Raw genomic sequence first — 18,783 nt, 5'->3', positions numbered from 1 at the left:
CTGGTCGTCCCGCATGGTCATCACGACGGCGCGCTCCTGTGTCGTCAGATGGGTATAGATTTTCGGCATGGCAGCACCTTACAGCAAAGGGTGTTGCACTTGGTTTTAGAGGCTGCCCTTTCTTTTGGGCGCGATCATTGAAAACGTCTCCGGAATGCGGTATGCCGACTTCCTGGCTGAGAAGATTTTCATCCCGCTTGGTATGAACGACACTGCCGTTGAAGGCCACGAGCGCACTGCCATTCGACGCACCGAGGGGTATCGCCAGACCAAAAATGGCTTCGTCCCCAGTCCAGTCATCAGCATGACCCAACCGTATGCTGCCGGCGCCCTCGTATCGACAGTCGACGACCTGGCGCGATGGGATTCGGCGGTCGCAAGCGGGAAACTCCTCCAGCAATCAAGCTGGAAAAAGGCATTTTCTCCCTACGTACTGAACGATGGAAGCGTCACCAGATACGGCTATGGATGGGAAATTGGCAGATTATCTGGAGCGAAAATCATTTCGCATGGCGGTGCGATCGACGGCTTCAACTGCGCAGTCTTGCGCATTCCGGCAGAAGGGCTTTTCGTCGCCGTGTTAAGCAATACTGGCATCGGCAACGACGCGGAGACTGTCGCAGTCCAGGCGGCATCGATCATGATGAACCCGGTACCCAACTAGACTGGCGGGCGCGCTGTTTGCGTGCCTGCCGCTCAGCGCAGCAGCAACTGCAGGTCCGGCGTCCCCGTCTCCGCCGACAGCTGGAATAAATTGAGCCTGGCCGGCGCGTAGCCCTGGTCGGCGGCGGCCTGGAAATAGCTGCGCGCGCGGGCGCTGTCGCGGGGCACGCCGTGGCCCAGGTAGTGCATTTCTCCCAACTCGTTGAGCGCATACGGCATCGCTTGCTGGGCCGCCATGCGCAGCCACTTGAGCGCCTCGACATTGCTGCGCAGCCGGCTGGTGCCCACCCCGAAGCCGTCCCGATACGCACTGCCCAGCACGGCCTGGGCGACCACGCTGCCGCCCCGGGCCTGGCGGGTCAGGCGCGGCAGGTCGTCGGCGTTGAGCGCCCTCGCCTCGCGCGCGATTTGCGTCGTCAGCAGCATCTGCTGGGCCAGGTCGGGACTCTGGAACCATTGCACGATGCCGGGCGGCGCGCCCGCCGCCGGCAGCGCGCGCGCGCCGGCGGCTTCGGGCGCACCGGCGCGGGGGCGAAACAGCAGCGCAGGCTGGCCCGCTGCCGGCACCAGCGCGAAACTGCCCACCATCGAGGTCGCCATCCAGGGGCGCTGCTCGTCGCGGGTGCTGGCGCGCACCTGCGTCATCACGTGCTTCATCGCCTGTTCGACGGCCACACCAGGGCGCGTGAGCCAGTTGGCCAGGGCCAGCGCGAACGGCCCGTGCTCGCCGCTGCCGTCCTGGGCCCGCTCGCCCGGCTGGGTGGCATACGCGACGAGCATGCCGTTGGCCGGCAGCGCGGCCACGAAGCCGCTGTCGCCGCCGCCCCGGTACAGGCGCCCGTCGGCGCCGCCCGGGTCGTTGCGGCAGGCGTCGAGCAGGATCAGGCTCAAGTGCGCGCCGCTGTCTTTCAGGCGCTCGATCAGGTAGTCGACCGGCAAGGCGCTGGGCGCCAGCGCAGCCGCGTGCTGCATGGACGCGTCGACCGGCACCAGGTAATTGCGGCCGTTCTGCTGGACGCCGTGCCCGGCATAGTAAAACGCGCCTACGCCGCCATCCCTGAGTTGCGCGGCCAGCTTGCCGATGTCGGCATACAGGGTGGCGCGGTCGGCGTTCAGGCGCAAGGTGGTGCTGTAGCCCGCCTCGCGCAGGCGAGAGGCAATGAGCTGCGCGTCGCGCTCGGCGTTTTTCAGCGCAAAGGCGCCGCCATAGCGCTGATTGCCCACCACCAGCGCGAACTTGGGCGCCTGCCGGTAGTCGAGTGTGGCGAGCGTGGCTGGCGCAGCCGCGCCGTGGACGGCCGGCGCGGCGCCGGCGATGCACGCCACCAGCAGCGCCAGCAGCAGGCGGCGCCCGTCCTGGATGGACGCTGGCTTCATGGCCGCTTTCCCACCACGCTGGCGTCGAGCACCATCGGCTCACGGCGCAGGGCGGCCAGCGCGGCCTCGCCCTCGCCCTCGCCCACCCGCACCAGCACCACGCCCTGCTCGTCGGGACCGGCGACGATCTCGAGCTTGCGCGCCGCCATCAGCGCGCGCAACTGGCCAATGGTCAGCGGGTCGGCAAACAGCACGCGCAAGGTGGCGCCGGCGGGCACCGGCGCCACCGCGCCCCGGTACAGCCGTTCGCCCTGCTCGCTGTGCAATTGCTCGACGCGGTAGGTCTGCACCGTCGCGCACACGGCCAGCAGGGCCAGCGCGCCCCCCGTCCAGGCGGGCGAGACGGCGTGGCGCCACGCCTGCGCCAGCCAGCCGCGCCAGGCGGGCACGCGGGGCGCGGGCAGCACGCCGGCAGCACCGGCCATCGCCTGTTCGAACGACAGCAGCGGCGCCGCCGCCAGGTAGTTGGCGTCGAGCGCGGCGCGCAGGTCGGCCGCCATGCCCCGCTCGGCGTCGAGTTCGGCGGCGCGCGCGGGATCGCGCTGCAGCTGCGCCGCCATCCACGCCGTCTCAATGGGGTCCAGCTTGCCGCACACATACAGGAAACGCAGTTCGCGGAAACGTTCGTCGTCGTCGTTCATGTGGCCATTCCCTGTGGGCGCAAGTCCAGCTTGCGGTTGATGCACTCGCGCATGCGCTTGAGCGCCTGCCGCACCCAGCCCCGCACCTGCTCGGCATTGAGCAGCGCCCCGCCCTGCACCTGCTCCTGCAGGCGGCTCGTCATGTCGGCGTAGCTCAGGTCCGGGTCCAGCGCCAGTTCCAGCGCCAGCCGGTAATTCGGCCCGCGCCCAGACGGCAGCGTGGCGATGCATTGGGCGGTGGCCTGTTCGACCTGCTGCTGGTAGAGCAGCTCATCGCTCTGCGGCAAGGGGCAGGCGAAGGCCTCAGGCTCCTCGGCCGGTTCGAAGATTTTTTCCGTCACGTAGGCCGAGCGCAGCAGATCGTTCGCGCACTGCCGCGTGATCATCTTGGCCCAGGTCTCCACCGAGGCCAGCGCGGGATCGTAGCGGTGCGCGCTGCGCAGGATCTTGATCCACGCTTCCTGCACCGCCACCCGGGCCAGCTCCTGGTTGTAATTGGTCGATTGCAGCGCCTGCCGGTCGAGCGTCTTGTGCAGGCTGTTATAAAAGGCCCGGTGGGCCGCCTGCGCCACCCGGCCGTTGCCGCCCGGGTCGGCAAACTTGCGCAGCAATCCCGTCAGGACGTCGTTGGCTGGGGTGGACTGGACCATGGGTGATTTTTATATGATCAAACAAGATTTTCGATTTGGCAATTGTACGCTACCGCGTTCCCCGTGCCGGCGCTCAGTTTTGTGCCCGCGAGACGATCCGCGGCGCAGGCGCGGGCCGGGCGGCGTCGGCGCCGCCCACGTCGCCCTCGCGCATCCTGGCGGCAAACAAGCTCAGTGCATGGGCCAGGGCGCGGATGCAGCGCTGGACATGCGCCGTCCAGCCCGACGGCTCCTCGAGCAGCAGCTCGACCGTGAACCACACCTGGTCGCCCTGGGTGTGCCCCTTGGCCATCTTGACCTTGCGGTTCAGGTTGTCGAGCACGGCCAGGGCCAGGGCCAACTCGGCCGGGCTGTCGATTTGCCACACATTGGCCAGGATCAGCTTGCCGAAGGCGGGATCGGTGGCATCGAAACACAGCACGAAGGCCAAGCCCTCGTACTTGAAGCGGATATCGCCGTCCTCGTCGAGTTCGGCGCGAAATCCTTCTGCCTCGAAATAGTCCATCAGTGTCTGAATATGTGCTTGCATGTTCGCTCCCAGGGTGTGCACCGAAGTGGTGTACCTCTCTATTCGCGGCAGCCGGTGAAAAGCGGAGATTATTTTATTTTTTCCGCTCGGTGTTGTGCGCACGGCAACACCACGCCAGATTTGGCCGGATGCGCTTATGATCGTTCTATCAACCAAGGAGCAACAACCATGAGCATCGACAAAGACATCACGCTGGAAGGCCAGCAAGCAATCCCCAGCCACCCTGACAATGCGCACGCCCACAGCGACGCCATCAAGGTGCACGGCGAAGAAGTGCTGCAAACACCCGACTACAACGCACCGCCGTCGGCCGGGGCCATCAAGTCGACGGGTGCGGCGGCCGACCCGGGCGTCGGTGGTGCACTGGGCCAGCCACCGCCGGCCGCGCGCGCCGCGGCGGACCTGCCCGATGGCGGCGTTGACGCCGAACTGGGCGAGAACCAGGGCGGCGGCGACGAAATCGCCGACGAAATGAAGGCCAAGCACTGAAAGTGCCATCCCCGCACGTAAAAAAACCCGCTTGCGCGGGTTTTTTTATGTCGTGCTCAAGCGCTACTGAGTGGCCGAATTGCTCTTGCGTGCATAAAACACGGCCACCTGCTCGATTTCAGCGGTGCTCATGTTTCTTGCCATATTGCGCATCTGCTGCTGGGCATCGTTGGCACGCGCGCCCGTTTTGAAGGCGTGCAGCTGGTCGGCCAGGTATTGCTTGGGCATGCCTTCCAGCCATGGCGCGCCCAGTTTCTGGTCGACCCCGCCGTGGCAGGCGATACACGGTGCGATATTGCGCATCGGATCACCGACCCGCACCAGCGCCGGCAACGATTCGTCGTAGCTGGTCGGCGCCGTGCGCGCCTTCGGCAGGCTGGCATAGTAGGCGGCCAGTTCGGCGATGTGCTCGTCGGTGAGCGCGCCGGCCAGGCTGTTCATCAGAGAATGGCTGCGTTTGCCGCTCTTGTAGTCGTTGAGCTGCTTGGCAATGACTTCCGGGTACTGGCCGGCCAGGTTCGGTGCGTTCGAGCGGCTGTTGCCCAGCGCGCCGTGGCACATCGTGCAGTTGAGCGCCAGGGTGGCGCCGCGGCCCACTACGGCCGAGTCCGCCTGACGCATCATGGCCGGCAGCAGGATCACATTGGTGGCCACCTGCGGCGATTGCACACCGCCGCCGTCGCCCCCCCAACTGCGCGGCGCACCGGCGGCGCGGCAGATGCTGTCCCACACGCCACGCGCCGAGAAATCGGCCTTCACGGAAGGCAGCCACAGAAATCCCGCGGCCGCCGACAGCAAGGTCAGCACCAGCAGCAGCACGATGCACAGGCGCGCCAGCTTGCCCGTCGCACCGCTGTCGTTATTGTCGAGCTTGGTATCGGTAGGCATTAGCGCGCTCCAATCGGAATGACCGGCACATAGGCCTGGGGCGTGAGCGCAAGTTGCACCACGGGGTAGCCATAGTTGACCACGGTCAGGGCGATCATCATGGCAATCCACAGGCGGAACTCATTGAGCACGGCCGGGGTCTTGGCATCGGGATGGACCGACCGGCTGAACACGTAGGCGGGCACGGGCGAACGGGACACCTTGGCGCTGGCCAGGATATACAGGAACAGGGCGGCCGAGATCACCAGGATCAGCCCGCCAAAGGTCGAGATGATCACCGTGATCGCCTGCGACTGCAGGGCCGGGTGCGTGTAATCGTAATAGGCCATCCGGCGCGGCGCGCCCAACAGGCCCACCAGGTGCCACGGCATGGTCAGGATCATCATGCCGCCAAACCACAGGCTCAGCTGCGTCTTGATCAGCGCGGCCGACAGCGGCAGGCTGTTGCGCAGGTTCGGCCACAGTTCGTAGGCGATCATGAAATACATGATGACGATGGTGCCACCGAAAATCAGGTGGAAGTGGCCCGTCACCCATTGCGTGTTGTGGACCGATTCATTGAGCTGGTAGCTCATGTTGATGAGTCCACCAGCGCCGCCGAAGCCCAGCATGAGGAAGGCAAACGTGACCGCCAGCATCATTGGATTGCTCCAGGGCAGCGCCCTGACCCAGCCGAAGGGACCACGACCGCCGCGCAGGCGGCCGACGATCTCGGCCGAGGCGACGATGGTAAACACCGTCAGCAAGGTGGGGATCGACACCATCGCCGTCATGGCCGCGTGCATGAACTTGAAGCCGGCGCCCACCTGGGGATCGGCGAACAGGTGGTGAATCCCGATCGGCATGGAGAACACCAGGAACAGGGCGAACGCCACCCGGCCCATGGTGTCGCTGTAGAGGCGCCCGCCGATGGCGGAGGGGAACATCGTGTAGAACACGATGTAGGCCGGCATCAGCCAGAAATAGACGATGGCGTGCAGGGTCCACGAGAACAGCACCCGTGCCAGGCCGGCATTGATGGTGTCGGTCCAGCCCAGCGAGGCGGGCAGGATCAGCACCAGGATCTCGACGGCGGCGCCGATCGAGGTCCAGGCCCACAGGTAGGCACCGGCCAGGTTGCCGTACATGGCCAGCGGCACGGTGCCGCCCTTGTTGGCCTGGCGCCAGCGATACATATTGATCGACATCAGCGCCACCCAGATCCACGAGCCCACCACCACCAGCACGATGCCCAGGTAATAGAAGGGGTTGGCCAGCATGGGCGGATAGAAGGTGTAGAGCACCGAGGCGTTGCCGGTGGCGGTGGTGGCCGCCGCCATCAGGGTGCCGGCGATGACGAGGCCGAAGCCGGTCCAGGCCCAGCGCAGGCCCACCAGCGGCCGCTTCAAGGTCAGTTCGGTGATGGCGTAGCCGAAGCCCATCGCCACCAGGGTCGGCAGCACGTAGGCCATCACGGTGCCGTGCGCCGTCACCGAGCGGTAGTAATGCTCGGGATTGTTGATCCATGCATGCAGGGGGCTGCGCACGTACATTTGCCATTCGCCCAGCAGGATGGCGGCGAAGAAGGCAATGAAGGCGACCCAGAAATGGGCCAGGACGAGTCGTTTAGCGTGGAACACAGCTCAGCCTTTCCGAAGATTTGGCGCGTGCCAGAAATTCTTCGCGTTCGATGACCTGGACGCGGGCCCACATGGCCTCGTGGCCGGTCCCGCAGTATTCGTGGCAGGGCATGAGCTGTTCACCTGTTTTTGGAAAAGTCGTTGTGAAGGTGGACACGAAACCGGGAATGAGCATGGTATTCGCATTGGTGCGGCCCACCATGAAGCCATGGATGGCGTCGCTGCTGGTGCCGCGGAACGTGACGGGAGTGCCGGCCGGCACGACGATGCACTGGGGCGTGAACGAGTACTGCTGCGCCACCAGGCGCACCGTCACCTTGCCGTCCGCGTCGACGGCCGTGCCCAGGTTGTTCTCGACGAACTCGCCGCGCAGGTGCAGCGTCTTGACGTCCACCGTTTCGACCCGCGACGGCGGCATGGCCGCATAGTGCAGGCCCGTAAAGATCATCATCGCCAGGATGCTGACGGTGATGACGCCCACCACGATGGCCCAGCGCCGCTCGGCGGCGTTGGCCACGGCGGCCGACAGGTGGTGCTGATCGCCACCGGGGGACATGGGCGACGTCATTGGACGGCCCCGCGTGGCAGGTAGACGACGAAATAAAACACAAAGACCATGGCGATCACAAGAAAGGTGGCGACACCGGCGACGGCGAAGGCGCCGCCCGGGCCTTGGGCGACGACTTCGTCGACCCTGCGTTGCGCTTCGACCGAAACGGGGTCATCGTCGGGATGGTTCATAATTTTCATTACTCCGGTAAAAGCGTGCGCAGATCGTTGACCTGCTTGGCGACGACGGGGGTGCCAGTGTTGCCCCAGGCGACGCGGATATACGTGACGGTGGCGGCCACTTCGGCATCGCTGAGGATGTGCGAGAACGGCGGCATGCCGTGCGGCCGGGGATTCTTGCTGGTGCCGGGCGGATAGCCGCCATTGAGCACCATGCGAATCGCATTGACGGGCGAGGCCATGGTGATCGACTTGTTGTTCGCCAGCGGCGGATACGACGGCGTCTGACCCTTGCCTTCGGCACCGTGGCACACCGCGCACTGCGCCACGTACACCTTGCGGCCCACTTCCATCACGTCGGGGCTGACCAGCCGGGCCTCGCTGGTGGGCGCGGGCGTGCCGTCTTTTTGCGGCAGCGCCTTCAGGTACACGGCCATCGCCTTGGCGTCGGCGTCGGTCAGGTATTGCAAGCTGTTATAGACCACTTCGGCCATCGGCCCGTACACGGTGCCGCGGTGCGACACGCCCACCTGCAACAGGTCAGAAATGTCCTTGATGGCCCAGTCGCCCAGGCCCGCTTCGTGGCTCGACGTCAGCGACGGCGCATACCAGTTCTGGTTGGGGATCATGCCCCCTTCGAAGGCCTTCGATTCGCTCGAGCCGCCCAGCGCGTTGACGGCCGTGTGGCACATCGAACAGTGTCCCAGGCCCTTGACCAGGTAGGCGCCGCGGTTCCACTCGACGCTCTGGCCGGCCACGGCTTTGTACTCGCCTTCCTTGAAATACAGGCTGCGCCAGCCGATCAGCAGTTCGCGATTGTTAAACGGAAAGCGCAGTTCATGCTCGCGGTTTTTCTGTTTGACGGGCGGATTCGACATCAGGTACGCGAAAATCGCATCCGAGTCGTCCCGTGTGACCTGGGTGTAGGAGGCGAAGGGCATGGCCGGATAGAGCAGCTTGCCATCGCGCGAAATACCGGTGTGCATCATCCGGTAAAATTCCTCGGCGTTCCAGTGGCCGATGCCCGTCTCGTCGTCGGGGGTGATATTGGGCACGTACAGATTGCCGAACGGCGTCGCCATCGCGCGCCCGCCGGCAAACACGGGGCCGTTCGGCACCGTGTGGCAGGCGACGCAATCACCGGCACGGGCCAGGTACTCGCCCCGGTTGATCACCTGGCTCGACGCACTGACCGCCACCGCCCCCGCTTGCTGGGGCAGCATGCCCGGACGCAGCAGGTAGAAGGCCGCAGCGGCCACCACGGCCAGGCCGATCACGACCCCGCCAACAACAACACTCTTACGCATGGGGTTCACCTCTGGCTGCCGCATGCGAACGGCATGCGGACTAAATTCGATGGTTCGGGTGCGGTGGCAGCGGACGGCGCCTGCTGCGACAGCCAACTGGCGACGGCGGCGACATCGGCGTCCGACAGGCGGGTGGCGATGCGCTTCATGCAATCGGGATCGGCGGCGCGACGCTCGCCCACCCGCCAGCGCGTCAATTGACCGGCGATGTAGGCGGTGCGCAGGCCGGCCAGGCCGGGAATGCCCGGCTCCATGCCATTGAGCTTGGCGCCGTGGCAGGCGATACAGGCGGGAATGCCCTTGCTGGCATCACCGGCGGTGGCCAGCACCTGGCCCCGCTGCATTGATGCGGCGCTGGCCGTGACGGCTTCGCGCTCCGTGAACGGCGGACGCTGCGCGGCGAAGTGGGCCGCCATTTCCTTCAGGTACGGGTCCGGCAGATAGGCCACCAGGTAATTCATCGATGGGTAGCTGCGGGTGCCGTCGCGGAAGGCGGCCAGCTGGTTGTACAGGTAGCCAGCCGGTTTGCCGGCGATGCGGGGAAAATAGCCGTTCGCCGTGCCCTGGCCATTCTGGCCGTGGCAGGTGACGCAGCCCTGCACGCGCGCTTCGATCGAATCGAGTTGCTTGAATGCCGGGGTGGCGTCGGCATGGGGTGACGTTTGCGCCTGCGCGCTGGCGGCGAGCATGAAGCTTGCCAGCACGGGGGCGAGGCGCAGGTGGCGCCATAATTGTCGGAGGTCGGACCAGGAAGAAGTCATTTGAACGCCTGAGGATATTCACAAAATCTCCGGAACACCGGAGGGCGCATTACCAACACTAGCTATTTTGGAATAGGCCTACAGTCAGTATGGGTACTTTAACACAGGGGTCGTGGTGCTTCGCAACAATTTGCAATTTGTATACGACAGGCGCGCGCCAACCCCGGGTCGGCAAGAACCGGGGCGGGCGACGGCGGCGGCCGTCATCAGGGGGGCGTTATTGGGGGCGCTCGGCCTCGGCGGCAATCTGCGCATTGCTGCCGGTCCACTCATTGATGAGCGAATAGGCCACCGCCAGCAGGGTCGGGCCGATGAACAGGCCGACAAAGCCGAACGCCACCACGCCGCCCAGCACGCCCAGGAAGGTGAGCAGGAAGGGCAAGGTGGTGCCGCGCGAGATGAGCATGGGGCGCACCACGTTGTCGACGCCGGAAATGAGGACAAAGCCCCACACCAGCATGAAGATGCCCCAGCCGGTCTGGTCGTGGGCGAACAGCCAGGCGGCGGCGCCGCCCCACACCAGCGGCGGGCCCACCGGCACCAGCGACAGCACGAAGGTGAGCATGGCCAGCAGGGGCGCGCCCGGCACGCCGGCAATGGCCAGGCCGATGGCCGCCACCAGCGCCTGCGCCAGCGCCGTCCCGAGCAGGCCCAGCATCACTCCCCGCACGGTCAGGCTGACGGTGACGGAGACACGCGCGGCGTGCTCGCCGAAGATGCGGGCGGCGCCCACGCCGATCAGGCGCATGGCGCCCTGGCCGTCGCGGTACAGGAAAAAGCTGACGAAGGTGGCCATCATCATCTGCACCACGCCGCCACCGAGCAGCAGGCCGCCGTTGGTGACGATGCGGCGCGCCGGTTCGATCAGGCGCCGGGCCAGTTCGGTCAGTTCGTCGCGGCTGCCCAGCAGACTGTTCAGGTAACCGTCGAGCATGGGGCCCACCAGCGGCACCTTGACCAGCCAGGCGGGCGGGCGCAGGACGTCGCCCTCGACGGCGCTGCGGATCTGGTCGAACAGGCGGGCGATGTCGTCGGCCATGTTGTAGGCGAGCAGACTGAGGGGAATGATGACGAGCAGGGTCAGGAACACCGTCATGGCCAGCGCGGCCAGGTTGCGCCGCCCGTTCAGGCGCAGCAGCAGGCGCTGGTACAGGGGCCAGGACGACACCACCACCACGCCGGCAAACAGGATGGCGGACAGGAAGGGGCGCAGCACCAGCACGCAGCCGATGATGAGCAGCAGCACGGCACCAAGGCGGACGGCCCGCTTGCCGAAGCTGTCGTCCATCTACTTGAGCAGTTGGCGCAGATCGTTCGTGAGCGCCGCCGTGCCCTGGCCGTGGCGCACGAACAGGCGCACCTTGCCGTCATGGTCGAACACATAGCTGCCGGCGGTGTGGTCCATCGAGTAGCTGCCCGGCTGCTTGCCCGGCACCTTGGCGTAGAACACCTTGAATTCCTTGGCCACCTTGGCGGTGGCGGCGGCGTCACCGCGCAGGCCCAGGAAGCGCTTGTCGAAAGCGGGCACATACTCGGCCAGCAATTGCTGGGTGTCGCGCTCGGGATCGAGGGTGATGAACAGCACTTGCACGCGGTCGGCCAGCGGGCCCAGCTCTTTCATGACGCCGGCCAGTTCGACCATGGTGGTGGGGCAGATATCGGGGCACTGGGTGTAGCCGAAGAACACCAGCACCACCTTGCCGCGGAAACTGGCCAGATTGCGCGGCGTGCCCGTGTGGTCGGTCAGGGCGAAATCCTCGGCGTAGCGCAGGCCCGTGACATCGGTGTTCTGGAAGCTGGCCGGCTTGCTGCAGGCGGCCAGACCTGCGGCGAGCACCACGGCGAGCGACACGGCGAGGGCGGCAGTGAGTTTTTTCATCGGGTGGGCACAGTCAGAACGGCAAATAATGGTCGACCAGCAGCGCGGCGAACAGCAGGCCCAGGTACATGATCGACCAGGCGAAGGCCTTGCGGGCGACCTGGTCGGTGTAGTGGCGGTGCACGCGCCACGAGTGCATCAGGAAGATGGCGTTGAGGATCACCGCCGCCACCAGGTAGATCAGGCCGCTCATCTGCACGGCAAACGGCAGCAGGGTGGTGGCGGCCAGCGCGATCGCGTACAGCCACACGTGGTAGCCGGTGAACGCCATGCCGTGGGTGACGGGCAGCATGGGCAGGCCGGAGCGGGCGTAGTCGTCGCGGCGGTACATGGCCAGCGCCCAGAAATGGGGCGGCGTCCAGACAAAAATGATCAGCACCAGCAGCCAGGCCTGCATCGGCACGTCGTTGGCGATGGCGGCCCAGCCCAGCGCCGGCGGCATGGCGCCCGACAGGCCGCCGATGACGATGTTTTGCGGCGTGGCCGGCTTGAGGATCATGGTGTAGATGATGGCGTAGCCGACGAAGGTGACGAAGGTCAGCCACATGGTCAGGGGATTGACCAGCAGGTACAACACGGCCATGCCGAGCCCGCCCACGATGCCGGAAAACAGCAGCGTCTGATTGCGGGTGAGTTCGCCGCTGGCGGTGGCGCGGCGGGCCGTGCGGGCCATGCGGGCGTCGATTGACGCTTCGATCAGGCAATTAAATGCGAAGGCGGCGCTGGTGAGCAGCCAGATGCCGACGGTGGCGGCCAGCACCGTGCGCCAGGGCGGCAGGCCGTCGGTGGCCAGGAACATGCCGATGATGGCGCAAAACACCGCCAGCTGGGTCACCCGCGGCTTCGTCAGCGCCCAATACTGGGCGACGCGACTGGCCGGCTTGAGCGGTTGCTGGGGGGATTCGTGCGTGGCGGTCTGGCTGGTCATGAGGGCTTGGAGTGGAACTTTGCCTTGTAGTTTAACATGGTCACTGCCAGCACCAGCACGGCCGCGCCCGCGTTATGCAATACCGCGATCGCCAGCGGAAAGCTGAAATAGATCGTCGCCAGCCCGCTCGCCCCCTGCAGCAGCAGGGCCGCCACCAGCGCTGCGGCGCTGGGCCGCAGCGCTTGAAAACGCCATGCGCGGCGCGCGGTCCACAACGCCACCAGCACCAGCACGAGGGCGAAATTGCGGTGCACCCAGTGGATTGCCGTCAGCGCGGAGAACGGCAGATAGTGGCCGGCGGCGGTCTTGCCCAGCGCCCGCCACAGGGTAAAGCCATGCTCGAAGTCCATCGGCGGGATCCAGGCGCCGCCGCAACGGGGGTATTCGCTGCAGGCCAGGGTGGCGTAGTTGGTGCTGACCCAGCCGCCCAGGGCGATCTGCAGCGCCAGCACGATGGCGGTCAGCAAGGCGCCGATGCGCACCGCGCGCAAGCCGGCCACGGGCGCGGCAGCGCTGACACCGCCCTTGCCTGCCAGAAAATCTTGCCGTCCACCGAGCCAGGCCAGCATCGCCAGCAGTCCCATGCCCAGCAATAAGTGAATGGTGACGATCACCGGTTGCAGTTTCATCGTCACCGTCCAGGCGCCGAAGGCGCCCTGCAGGCAGACGAACAGGAACAGGGCGGTGGGCAGTCCCGGCGCGAATTCGGCGCGCGGGCGGGGACGGCCCCGTCGCCATTGCAGAAAACTGGTGGCCATCAGGGCCATGATGAGCAGGCCAATGCCCATCGCCAGGTAGCGGTGGATCATCTCGATCCACGCCTTGACGACGGTGACGGGGCCGGTCGGCAACAGCGTTTGGGCCGCGGTGATCTGTTCGTGCGCCTGGAAAGGGTTGGCCAGGCCGTAGCAGCCGGGCCAGTCGGGGCAGCCCAGGCCCGAGTCGGTCAGGCGCGTAAAAGCGCCGAACACGATCAGGTCAAAGGTGAGAAACACGGCCACCCACACCAGTTTGCGGTATTTGTTGGCGTCCGCGGACAGCCACACCATCGACAGGGGCAGGCTTGCCACCAGCAGGCCGGTGACGCCCAGTTGCACCAAGGTTGCAGTTTGCATTCGTGATTATCCGATCGCCGAGGCTTTGAGGAGTTTGGCGATATCTTTCTTGATCCGGGCGTAGTGTTCGACGGCTTGCGCTTCGGTGGCGCCCGCCGGCGGCGGCGCAAAGCGCATCATCAGGTTGCCCAGCGGGTCGACCAGGTAGATCGGCGATGCCGCGCCGGCCTGCTGTGGCGGCGGCAGCCAGGCCGTCACCGCCGCGGCGCGCGCGCGCAGCATGCGCACGCCGTCCAGCTCACGGATGAGCATGGTGTCGAGCGGGGCCTGGTCGGTGATCAGCCAGACCCGTTCGATCCGTTCCATCTCCTTGCCCTGCATGGCGCGCACCTGGCGGATCGCGTACATCTGGTCCAGGCAGGCTTTCGGGCAGGCCGACGGCGATGCCACCAGCATCAGCCATTTGCCCTGGTAGGCGCCCAGTTCGACGCTTTTGCCGTCCAGGCTGCTCGTGCCCAACTGGGGCATCGGGTGCGCGCGCGGGTCGATCAGGTCGCCGTAATTGGTGCGGCCGGTGGGCTTGATGACGTAATACGTCAGGTACGAAAAAATCAGCGGCGCGGCGCACACGGCCAGCACGGCCAGCAGCTTCCAGCGGCCGCGGCGGCGCTGCTCATCGGGGTTCGGTATCTTGCTTGGGCTTGCTTGCACGTCGAAATCCTGTCATTAGGAAAAACAGCGCGGCCATCACGGCCAGCGCATACCACTGGAAGGCATAGCCCTGGTGCTTGTCCACGCCCAGCGAGGGCGCCGGCCAGTCGCGCACCAGGCCATCGGCCTGCTTGCCCGTCTGCTCGAGGATCAAGGGGAGCGTCGGCAGGCCGCTGGCGCTGGCAAACTCTGCCGGCGCCAGGTTTTGCACGATGGCGCCCGCCGCCAGGGGCGCGGGCGTGCCGAGCTGCATGATATGCCCCAGCCCCGTTTTAAGCACGCCTTCAATGGTGACCTGGCCGACGGGCGTCCGAAAGGGCGGCAAACTGGCGGGGTCGGCCACATTGCGCGGCAGCCAGCCGCGCGCCACCAGCACATGGGTGTTGGAGTCGGCCAGCCTGAACGGCATCACCAGGTAAAAGCCCGCCTGGCCGTGCAGCGGGCGGTTGTTCAGGGCCAGCGGCCAGTCGACGAACTGGCCCGTCAGGCGCACGGCGCGAAATTCCAGCTGCGCGCCCTGCGCCAGCGTGGCGCCATCGAGCGCCAGCGGTGCCTGCCGCGCGGCCGCGTCCAGGCGCTGTTGCAGGGCCTGCTTCTGGTGCGCCCTGCCCGTTTGCCAGTTGCCCAGGCAAACGCCGAGCAGCACCAGCACGATGGTGACGATCAAGGGCACGGGCCGCCACGCAAAACGCGAAAATAGCCGGGGTTTACGCATTACAATCACACTTTGCCGCTCTTCTGCCCACCATGAAATCCCTGATCGCCATTGCGTTTATCCTGATCCTGTCGAGCCTGAGCATCGCCCTGTTTTTCCTGATGCGCGACAAGGGCAAGAGCAACCGCACCGTGCAGGCCCTGGCCATGCGGGTGGCGCTGTCGATCACCCTGTTCCTGATTTTACTGGGTTCGTACAAGATGGGTTGGATCGCCCCCACCGGCCTGCACTAGGACCTCGCTGCACGCACGCTGGCAGAAAAAAGCCGCACGGGGCGCCTGTCCCCGTGCGGCTTTTTTTATCGCCGGCGGCGCCGGCCGCCGACTACAACCAGTAGATGACGACGTACAGGCCCAGCCAGACGACGTCGACGAAGTGCCAGTACCAGGCCGCCCCTTCGAAGCCGAAATGGTGGTCCGCCGTGAAGTGCCCCTTGAGCACGCGGTACAGCATCACCGACAGCATGATGGCGCCCACCGTGACGTGAAAGCCGTGGAACCCCGTCAGCAGGAAGAACGTCGAACCGTAAATGCCCGAGGTCAGCTTCAAGTTCAGTTCGCTGTAGGCGTGCATGTATTCATAGGCCTGGAAGCCCATGAAGGTCGCGCCCAGCAAGATGGTGGCGAACAACCAGGTGGCGGTCTTGGCGCGCTGGCCGGCCAGCAGGGCGTGGTGGGCGATGGTCAGGGTCACGCCCGAGGTCAGCAGCAAGGCCGTGTTGATGGTGGGGATCGGGAACGGCCCCATGGTCTGGAACGGGTCGACCACGCCGGCGGGGCCCGTGTTGCCCCAGTGGGCGGCGAAATCGGGCCAGATCAGCTTGTGATCGAGGTCGCCCAGCCACGGCATGCTGATGGTACGGGCATAGAACAGCGCGCCAAAGAAGGCGGCGAAGAACATCACCTCGGAAAAAATGAACCAGCTCATCGACCAGCGGTAGGACAGGTCGACCTTGGCGCCGTACTGGCCCGCCTCCGATTCGCCGATGGCGTCGCCGAACCAGAAATACAGCACGATCAGCACGGCGGCGATGCCGGCCAGGTTCACGGCCGGCCCCCAGCCCTGGCCGTTGACCCAACCGGAGGCACCGGCCATCGTCACCAACAGGGACATGCCGGCCAACAAGGGCCATTTCGAGGGGCCTGGCACGAAATAGTGCGGCGCTGCGCCGTGTGATGCACTCATCTGAAATCTCCTGTCAACTTGGTGTTGTCGTTGCCTGCTTTTTTAGGTTGCCACTGTACTGCTATTTTCTATGCTGCTATTTTGCCACCACAAAGTGGACAATCGTCACGAGGATGCCGATAAACAGCGCCGCCCCCAGCACACCGGCGATGACCAGGTGCAGCGGATTGAGATTGGCGGCATCGCTTTCATAATCGCTCTTCTTGCGGATCCCGAAAAACGACCAGAATACCGCCTTGATGGTGGCCCCCAGCCGGGCCTTGCGGGGCGCTTGCGGGTCCATCATCGGGACGCCACCGTCTTGGCGGGATTGCCGGTGGTCCCGCCCACTTCGAAAAAGGTGTACGACAAGGTAATCGTGCTCACTTCACGGGGCAGCGCCGGGTCGATGAAAAACACCACCGGCATCTGGCGCGCTTCGTGCGGCTGCATGGTTTGCTGCTTGAAACAGAAACACTCGACCTTCTTGAAATGCGGCGTGGCCGACTGCGGCGCGTAGCTGGGAATGGCCTGGGCCTGCACCGCGCGGTCCTGCGTGTTGACCACTTCGTACAGTACCGTGGCCAGTTCGCCCGGGTGCACCACGATGCTGCGGGTGGTGGGGCGAAAGCGCCACGGCCCCTGGGCATTGCCATCGAGCTCGACCGTGATGCTGCGGCTGGTGTCGACCTGGGTGTTGGCGGGGCGCGCCACCGTGCCATCCTGTTGCGTGAGCACATTGATACCGAGCAGCTCGCACATCTGGCGGTACACGGGTACCAGCGAGTAGCCGAAGCCGAACATCACCACCGTCACCACCAGCAGCTTGCCCAGCATGGCCCGGTTCAGCCGCAACAGGCGCTTTGGCGCGACGCTCATGCCGGCGCCCCGTTCACAGCCAGATCCGCTTGATGAAGACCATCGCGAAGAAAAACAGCGCGACGCCGGCCAATATCAGGCCCAACCGGGAATTGCTTGGTTTTTTACCGTCAGACATTGCCGCTACCCCGAGGCGGAAAGCGCTGCCCTGCTTTCCGATGCTCCAAAATTACGTGACGACGCAAGCCTATCACTTACTTGACGATCGGCGGCACCTCGAAGGTGTGGAACGGCGCCGGGCTCGGCACAGTCCACTCGAGGCCTTCGGCGCCATCCCACGGCTTGGCGGGCGCCTTGGCGCCGCCGCGGATGGTGGGCAGCACGACGAAGAACAGGAAGTAGGCCTGCGACAGGCCGAAACCGAAAGCGCCGATGGTGGCGATGGCATTGAAGTCGGTGAACTGCGCCGAGTAATCGGCGTAGCGGCGCGGCATGCCCGCCAGCCCCAGGAAGTGCATGGGGAAGAAGGTAATATTGAAAGTGATCAGCGAAGCCCAGAAGTGGAACTTGCCGCGCCCTTCGTTGTACATATGCCCGGTCCACTTGGGCGACCAGTAATAGAAGCCGGCAAACAGGGCGAACAGGGAACCGGCCACCAGCACGTAGTGGAAGTGGGCGACGACGTAATACGTGTCCTGCAACTGGATGTCGATGGGGGTCACGGCCAGGATCAGGCCCGTGAAGCCGCCCATGGTGAAGACAAAAATGAAGCCGACCGAGAACAGCATCGGCGTCTCGAAGGTCATCGACCCCTTCCACATGGTGGCGACCCAGTTGAACACCTTCACGCCGGTGGGCACGGCAATGAGCATGGTGGCGTACATGAAGAACAGCTGCGAAGTGACCGGCATGCCGGTGGTGAACATGTGGTGGGCCCAGACGATGAACGACAAGATGGCGATCGAGGCGGTGGCGTACACCATCGAGGCGTAGCCGAACAGGGGCTTGCGGGCGAAGGCGGGCAGGATCTGCGAGACGATGCCGAAGGCGGGCAAGATCATGATGTAGACCTCGGGGTGGCCGAAGAACCAGAAAATATGCTGGTACATGACGGGATCACCGCCGGCGGCGGCATTGAAGAAGGCCGTGCCGAAGTGGCGGTCGGTGAGCGTCATGGTGATGGCGCCGGCCAGCACGGGCATGACGGCGATGAGCAGGTAGGCGGTGATCAGCCAGGTCCAGCAGAACATCGGCATTTTCATCAGCGTCATGCCAGGCGCGCGCATGTTGAGGATGGTGACGATGATGTTGATCGACCCCATGATCGACGAGGCGCCCATCAGGTGCATGGCGAAGATGGCCATGTCCATGCCGGGGCCCATCTGGGTCGACAGGGGCGCGTACAAGGTCCAGCCGGCGGCGGTGGCGCCGCCGGGGGCGAGGAAGGAGCCGGCCAGCAGCAGCGCCGCCGGGGGCAGCAGCCAGAACGAGAAATTGTTCATGCGGGCAAACGCCATGTCGGCGCAGCCCACCTGCAGGGGAATCATCCAGTTGGCGAAGCCGACGAAGGCAGGCATGATGGCGCCGAACACCATCACCAGGCCGTGCATGGTGGTCAACTGGTTAAAAAATTCGGGCTGGAAGAACTGCAGGCCCGGTTGAAACAGTTCGCTGCGGATCATCAGGGCCAGCACGCCGCCCGACATCAGCATGATCAGCGAAAACCACAGGTAGAGCGTGCCGATATCCTTGTGGTTGGTGGCGAACAGCCAGCGCTGGTAGCCGTGCGGGTGGTCGTGGGAATGGTCGTGGCCGTGGGCATGGCCGGCGGCGTGATCGATGCTGGTGCTTGTGCTCAT

The 18,783-nt window shown here is 65.4% G+C and carries 24 protein-coding genes; 4 read left to right on the top strand and 20 right to left on the bottom strand.

The features are described 5' to 3' along the window. Positions 1 to 124 precede the first annotated feature (124 nt). Positions 125 to 664, top strand: a complete 540-nt coding sequence (locus ACP7EY_RS13915) for a serine hydrolase domain-containing protein (RefSeq protein ID WP_426194494.1) — start codon at positions 125 to 127, stop codon at positions 662 to 664. A gap of 32 nt (positions 665 to 696) precedes the next feature. On the opposite strand, the gene ACP7EY_RS13910 is transcribed toward ACP7EY_RS13915, so the two are convergent. The 4 genes from ACP7EY_RS13910 to ACP7EY_RS13895 all read right to left on the bottom strand — a co-directional run bounded on the left by ACP7EY_RS13910 (position 697) and on the right by ACP7EY_RS13895 (position 3,860). After that, entirely contained in the window at positions 697 to 2,040 is a 1,344-nt protein-coding gene (locus ACP7EY_RS13910) for a caspase family protein (protein ID WP_426194493.1), read from the bottom strand. Continuing rightward, complete coding sequence (locus ACP7EY_RS13905; protein ID WP_426194491.1) at positions 2,037 to 2,681, bottom strand: hypothetical protein; 645 nt, start codon at positions 2,679 to 2,681, stop codon at positions 2,037 to 2,039. The genes ACP7EY_RS13910 and ACP7EY_RS13905 overlap by 4 nt, the downstream gene beginning before the upstream one ends. Then, positions 2,678 to 3,331, bottom strand: a complete 654-nt coding sequence (locus ACP7EY_RS13900; RefSeq protein ID WP_426194489.1) for an RNA polymerase sigma factor — start codon at positions 3,329 to 3,331, stop codon at positions 2,678 to 2,680. The genes ACP7EY_RS13905 and ACP7EY_RS13900 overlap by 4 nt, the downstream gene beginning before the upstream one ends. Positions 3,332 to 3,404: 73 nt before the next feature. Beyond that, positions 3,405 to 3,860: a hypothetical protein gene (locus tag ACP7EY_RS13895; protein ID WP_426194487.1), complete on the bottom strand. Its 456-nt coding sequence runs from the start codon at positions 3,858 to 3,860 to the stop codon at positions 3,405 to 3,407. A 168-nt stretch (positions 3,861 to 4,028) separates the two neighbouring features. Between ACP7EY_RS13895 and ACP7EY_RS13890 the strand changes: the two genes are divergently transcribed. Further along, a complete protein-coding gene (locus ACP7EY_RS13890) occupies positions 4,029 to 4,349 on the top strand; it encodes a hypothetical protein (RefSeq protein WP_426194483.1) in 321 nt (106 codons plus the stop codon). Positions 4,350 to 4,412: 63 nt separating this feature from the next. Here the strand turns inward: ACP7EY_RS13890 and ACP7EY_RS13885 are convergent, their stop codons facing one another. The 12 genes from ACP7EY_RS13885 to ACP7EY_RS13830 form a co-directional block, all read right to left on the bottom strand. After that, complete coding sequence (locus ACP7EY_RS13885; protein WP_426194481.1) at positions 4,413 to 5,237, bottom strand: c-type cytochrome; 825 nt, start codon at positions 5,235 to 5,237, stop codon at positions 4,413 to 4,415. Further along, a complete protein-coding gene (locus ACP7EY_RS13880; protein ID WP_426194479.1) occupies positions 5,237 to 6,856 on the bottom strand; it encodes a cbb3-type cytochrome c oxidase subunit I in 1,620 nt (539 codons plus the stop codon). Before ACP7EY_RS13880 ends, ACP7EY_RS13885 begins: the two co-directional genes overlap by 1 nt. After that, positions 6,843 to 7,412 carry a cytochrome C oxidase subunit II gene (locus ACP7EY_RS13875; protein WP_426194477.1) on the bottom strand — a complete coding sequence of 190 codons (570 nt, stop codon included), beginning with the start codon at positions 7,410 to 7,412 and terminating at the stop codon, positions 6,843 to 6,845. Before ACP7EY_RS13875 ends, ACP7EY_RS13880 begins: the two co-directional genes overlap by 14 nt. Before the next feature lie 8 nt (positions 7,413 to 7,420). Beyond that, complete coding sequence (locus ACP7EY_RS13870; protein WP_426194475.1) at positions 7,421 to 7,597, bottom strand: hypothetical protein; 177 nt, start codon at positions 7,595 to 7,597, stop codon at positions 7,421 to 7,423. An 8-nt stretch (positions 7,598 to 7,605) separates the two neighbouring features. Then, complete coding sequence (locus tag ACP7EY_RS13865; protein ID WP_426194511.1) at positions 7,606 to 8,808, bottom strand: c-type cytochrome; 1,203 nt, start codon at positions 8,806 to 8,808, stop codon at positions 7,606 to 7,608. An 89-nt stretch (positions 8,809 to 8,897) separates the two neighbouring features. Beyond that, positions 8,898 to 9,581 (bottom strand): c-type cytochrome, encoded by a 684-nt coding sequence (locus ACP7EY_RS13860; RefSeq protein WP_426194508.1) that lies wholly within the window; start codon positions 9,579 to 9,581, stop codon positions 8,898 to 8,900. A gap of 289 nt (positions 9,582 to 9,870) precedes the next feature. Beyond that, entirely contained in the window at positions 9,871 to 10,941 is a 1,071-nt protein-coding gene (locus tag ACP7EY_RS13855; RefSeq protein WP_426194473.1) for an AI-2E family transporter, read from the bottom strand. Next, positions 10,942 to 11,532 carry an SCO family protein gene (locus ACP7EY_RS13850; RefSeq protein WP_426194471.1) on the bottom strand — a complete coding sequence of 197 codons (591 nt, stop codon included), beginning with the start codon at positions 11,530 to 11,532 and terminating at the stop codon, positions 10,942 to 10,944. It lies immediately after the preceding gene. A 13-nt stretch (positions 11,533 to 11,545) separates the two neighbouring features. After that, positions 11,546 to 12,460, bottom strand: a complete 915-nt coding sequence (gene cyoE / locus ACP7EY_RS13845; protein WP_426194469.1) for a heme o synthase — start codon at positions 12,458 to 12,460, stop codon at positions 11,546 to 11,548. After that, on the bottom strand, positions 12,457 to 13,575 hold the full coding sequence (locus tag ACP7EY_RS13840; protein ID WP_426194467.1) for a COX15/CtaA family protein: 1,119 nt from the start codon (positions 13,573 to 13,575) through the stop codon (positions 12,457 to 12,459). The genes cyoE and ACP7EY_RS13840 overlap by 4 nt, the downstream gene beginning before the upstream one ends. A gap of 6 nt (positions 13,576 to 13,581) precedes the next feature. Next, a complete protein-coding gene (locus ACP7EY_RS13835) occupies positions 13,582 to 14,226 on the bottom strand; it encodes an SCO family protein (protein ID WP_426194465.1) in 645 nt (214 codons plus the stop codon). Then, complete coding sequence (locus ACP7EY_RS13830) at positions 14,189 to 14,899, bottom strand: SURF1 family protein (RefSeq protein WP_426194463.1); 711 nt, start codon at positions 14,897 to 14,899, stop codon at positions 14,189 to 14,191. Before ACP7EY_RS13830 ends, ACP7EY_RS13835 begins: the two co-directional genes overlap by 38 nt. 74 nt (positions 14,900 to 14,973) lie before the next feature. Here ACP7EY_RS13830 and ACP7EY_RS13825 point away from each other — a divergent pair, with 74 nt between their 5' ends. Continuing rightward, positions 14,974 to 15,174 (top strand): twin transmembrane helix small protein, encoded by a 201-nt coding sequence (locus ACP7EY_RS13825; RefSeq protein ID WP_426194461.1) that lies wholly within the window; start codon positions 14,974 to 14,976, stop codon positions 15,172 to 15,174. 91 nt (positions 15,175 to 15,265) lie between these two features. Here ACP7EY_RS13825 and ACP7EY_RS13820 read toward each other — a convergent pair whose 3' ends face one another. From ACP7EY_RS13820 to ACP7EY_RS13810, 3 genes are all read right to left on the bottom strand, one after another. Next, positions 15,266 to 16,126, bottom strand: coding sequence for a cytochrome c oxidase subunit 3 (locus ACP7EY_RS13820; RefSeq protein ID WP_426194459.1), 861 nt, complete (start codon positions 16,124 to 16,126; stop codon positions 15,266 to 15,268). Positions 16,127 to 16,202: 76 nt separating this feature from the next. Then, positions 16,203 to 16,409, bottom strand: a complete 207-nt coding sequence (locus ACP7EY_RS13815; protein ID WP_426194506.1) for a DUF2970 domain-containing protein — start codon at positions 16,407 to 16,409, stop codon at positions 16,203 to 16,205. Beyond that, positions 16,409 to 16,984, bottom strand: coding sequence for a cytochrome c oxidase assembly protein (locus tag ACP7EY_RS13810; RefSeq protein ID WP_426194457.1), 576 nt, complete (start codon positions 16,982 to 16,984; stop codon positions 16,409 to 16,411). Before ACP7EY_RS13810 ends, ACP7EY_RS13815 begins: the two co-directional genes overlap by 1 nt. Here ACP7EY_RS13810 and ACP7EY_RS13805 point away from each other — a divergent pair. Further along, positions 16,983 to 17,186, top strand: a complete 204-nt coding sequence (locus ACP7EY_RS13805) for a hypothetical protein (RefSeq protein WP_426194455.1) — start codon at positions 16,983 to 16,985, stop codon at positions 17,184 to 17,186. The genes ACP7EY_RS13810 and ACP7EY_RS13805 overlap by 2 nt on opposite strands. Here the strand turns inward: ACP7EY_RS13805 and ctaD are convergent. Continuing rightward, complete coding sequence (ctaD, locus tag ACP7EY_RS13800) at positions 17,179 to 18,783, bottom strand: cytochrome c oxidase subunit I (RefSeq protein ID WP_426194453.1); 1,605 nt, start codon at positions 18,781 to 18,783, stop codon at positions 17,179 to 17,181. The two genes, ACP7EY_RS13805 and ctaD, sit on opposite strands and share 8 nt — an antisense overlap.

The sequence above is a fragment of the Massilia sp. DWR3-1-1 genome (assembly GCF_049898325.1).
In the GTDB taxonomy this organism is placed as follows: Bacteria; Pseudomonadota; Gammaproteobacteria; order Burkholderiales; family Burkholderiaceae_D; genus JAFCUW01.
Note: the sequence above shows the minus strand (reverse complement) of the source record. Positions and strands in the feature narration are given on the sequence as shown.

Bases quoted from the DNA above. Each gene is read 5' to 3' on its own strand.
- ACP7EY_RS13910 (WP_426194493.1), bottom strand. From the start codon at position 2,040: ATGAAGCCAGCGTCCATCCAGGACGGGCGCCGCCTGCTGCTGGCGCTG.
- ACP7EY_RS13905 (WP_426194491.1), bottom strand. From the start codon at position 2,681: ATGAACGACGACGACGAACGTTTCCGCGAACTGCGTTTCCTGTATGTG.
- ACP7EY_RS13900 (WP_426194489.1), bottom strand. From the start codon at position 3,331: ATGGTCCAGTCCACCCCAGCCAACGACGTCCTGACGGGATTGCTGCGC.
- ACP7EY_RS13895 (WP_426194487.1), bottom strand. From the start codon at position 3,860: ATGCAAGCACATATTCAGACACTGATGGACTATTTCGAGGCAGAAGGA.
- ACP7EY_RS13890 (WP_426194483.1), top strand. From the start codon at position 4,029: ATGAGCATCGACAAAGACATCACGCTGGAAGGCCAGCAAGCAATCCCC.
- ACP7EY_RS13885 (WP_426194481.1), bottom strand. From the start codon at position 5,237: ATGCCTACCGATACCAAGCTCGACAATAACGACAGCGGTGCGACGGGC.
- ACP7EY_RS13875 (WP_426194477.1), bottom strand. From the start codon at position 7,412: ATGTCCCCCGGTGGCGATCAGCACCACCTGTCGGCCGCCGTGGCCAAC.
- ACP7EY_RS13870 (WP_426194475.1), bottom strand. From the start codon at position 7,597: ATGAACCATCCCGACGATGACCCCGTTTCGGTCGAAGCGCAACGCAGG.
- ACP7EY_RS13865 (WP_426194511.1), bottom strand. From the start codon at position 8,808: ATGCTGCCCCAGCAAGCGGGGGCGGTGGCGGTCAGTGCGTCGAGCCAG.
- ACP7EY_RS13860 (WP_426194508.1), bottom strand. From the start codon at position 9,581: ATGCTCGCCGCCAGCGCGCAGGCGCAAACGTCACCCCATGCCGACGCC.
- ACP7EY_RS13855 (WP_426194473.1), bottom strand. From the start codon at position 10,941: ATGGACGACAGCTTCGGCAAGCGGGCCGTCCGCCTTGGTGCCGTGCTG.
- ACP7EY_RS13850 (WP_426194471.1), bottom strand. From the start codon at position 11,532: ATGAAAAAACTCACTGCCGCCCTCGCCGTGTCGCTCGCCGTGGTGCTC.
- cyoE (WP_426194469.1), bottom strand. From the start codon at position 12,460: ATGACCAGCCAGACCGCCACGCACGAATCCCCCCAGCAACCGCTCAAG.
- ACP7EY_RS13840 (WP_426194467.1), bottom strand. From the start codon at position 13,575: ATGCAAACTGCAACCTTGGTGCAACTGGGCGTCACCGGCCTGCTGGTG.
- ACP7EY_RS13825 (WP_426194461.1), top strand. From the start codon at position 14,974: ATGAAATCCCTGATCGCCATTGCGTTTATCCTGATCCTGTCGAGCCTG.
- ACP7EY_RS13820 (WP_426194459.1), bottom strand. From the start codon at position 16,126: ATGAGTGCATCACACGGCGCAGCGCCGCACTATTTCGTGCCAGGCCCC.
- ACP7EY_RS13815 (WP_426194506.1), bottom strand. From the start codon at position 16,409: ATGGACCCGCAAGCGCCCCGCAAGGCCCGGCTGGGGGCCACCATCAAG.
- ACP7EY_RS13805 (WP_426194455.1), top strand. From the start codon at position 16,983: ATGCCGGCGCCCCGTTCACAGCCAGATCCGCTTGATGAAGACCATCGC.
- ACP7EY_RS13810 (WP_426194457.1), bottom strand. From the start codon at position 16,984: ATGAGCGTCGCGCCAAAGCGCCTGTTGCGGCTGAACCGGGCCATGCTG.
- ctaD (WP_426194453.1), bottom strand. From the start codon at position 18,783: ATGAGCACAAGCACCAGCATCGATCACGCCGCCGGCCATGCCCACGGC.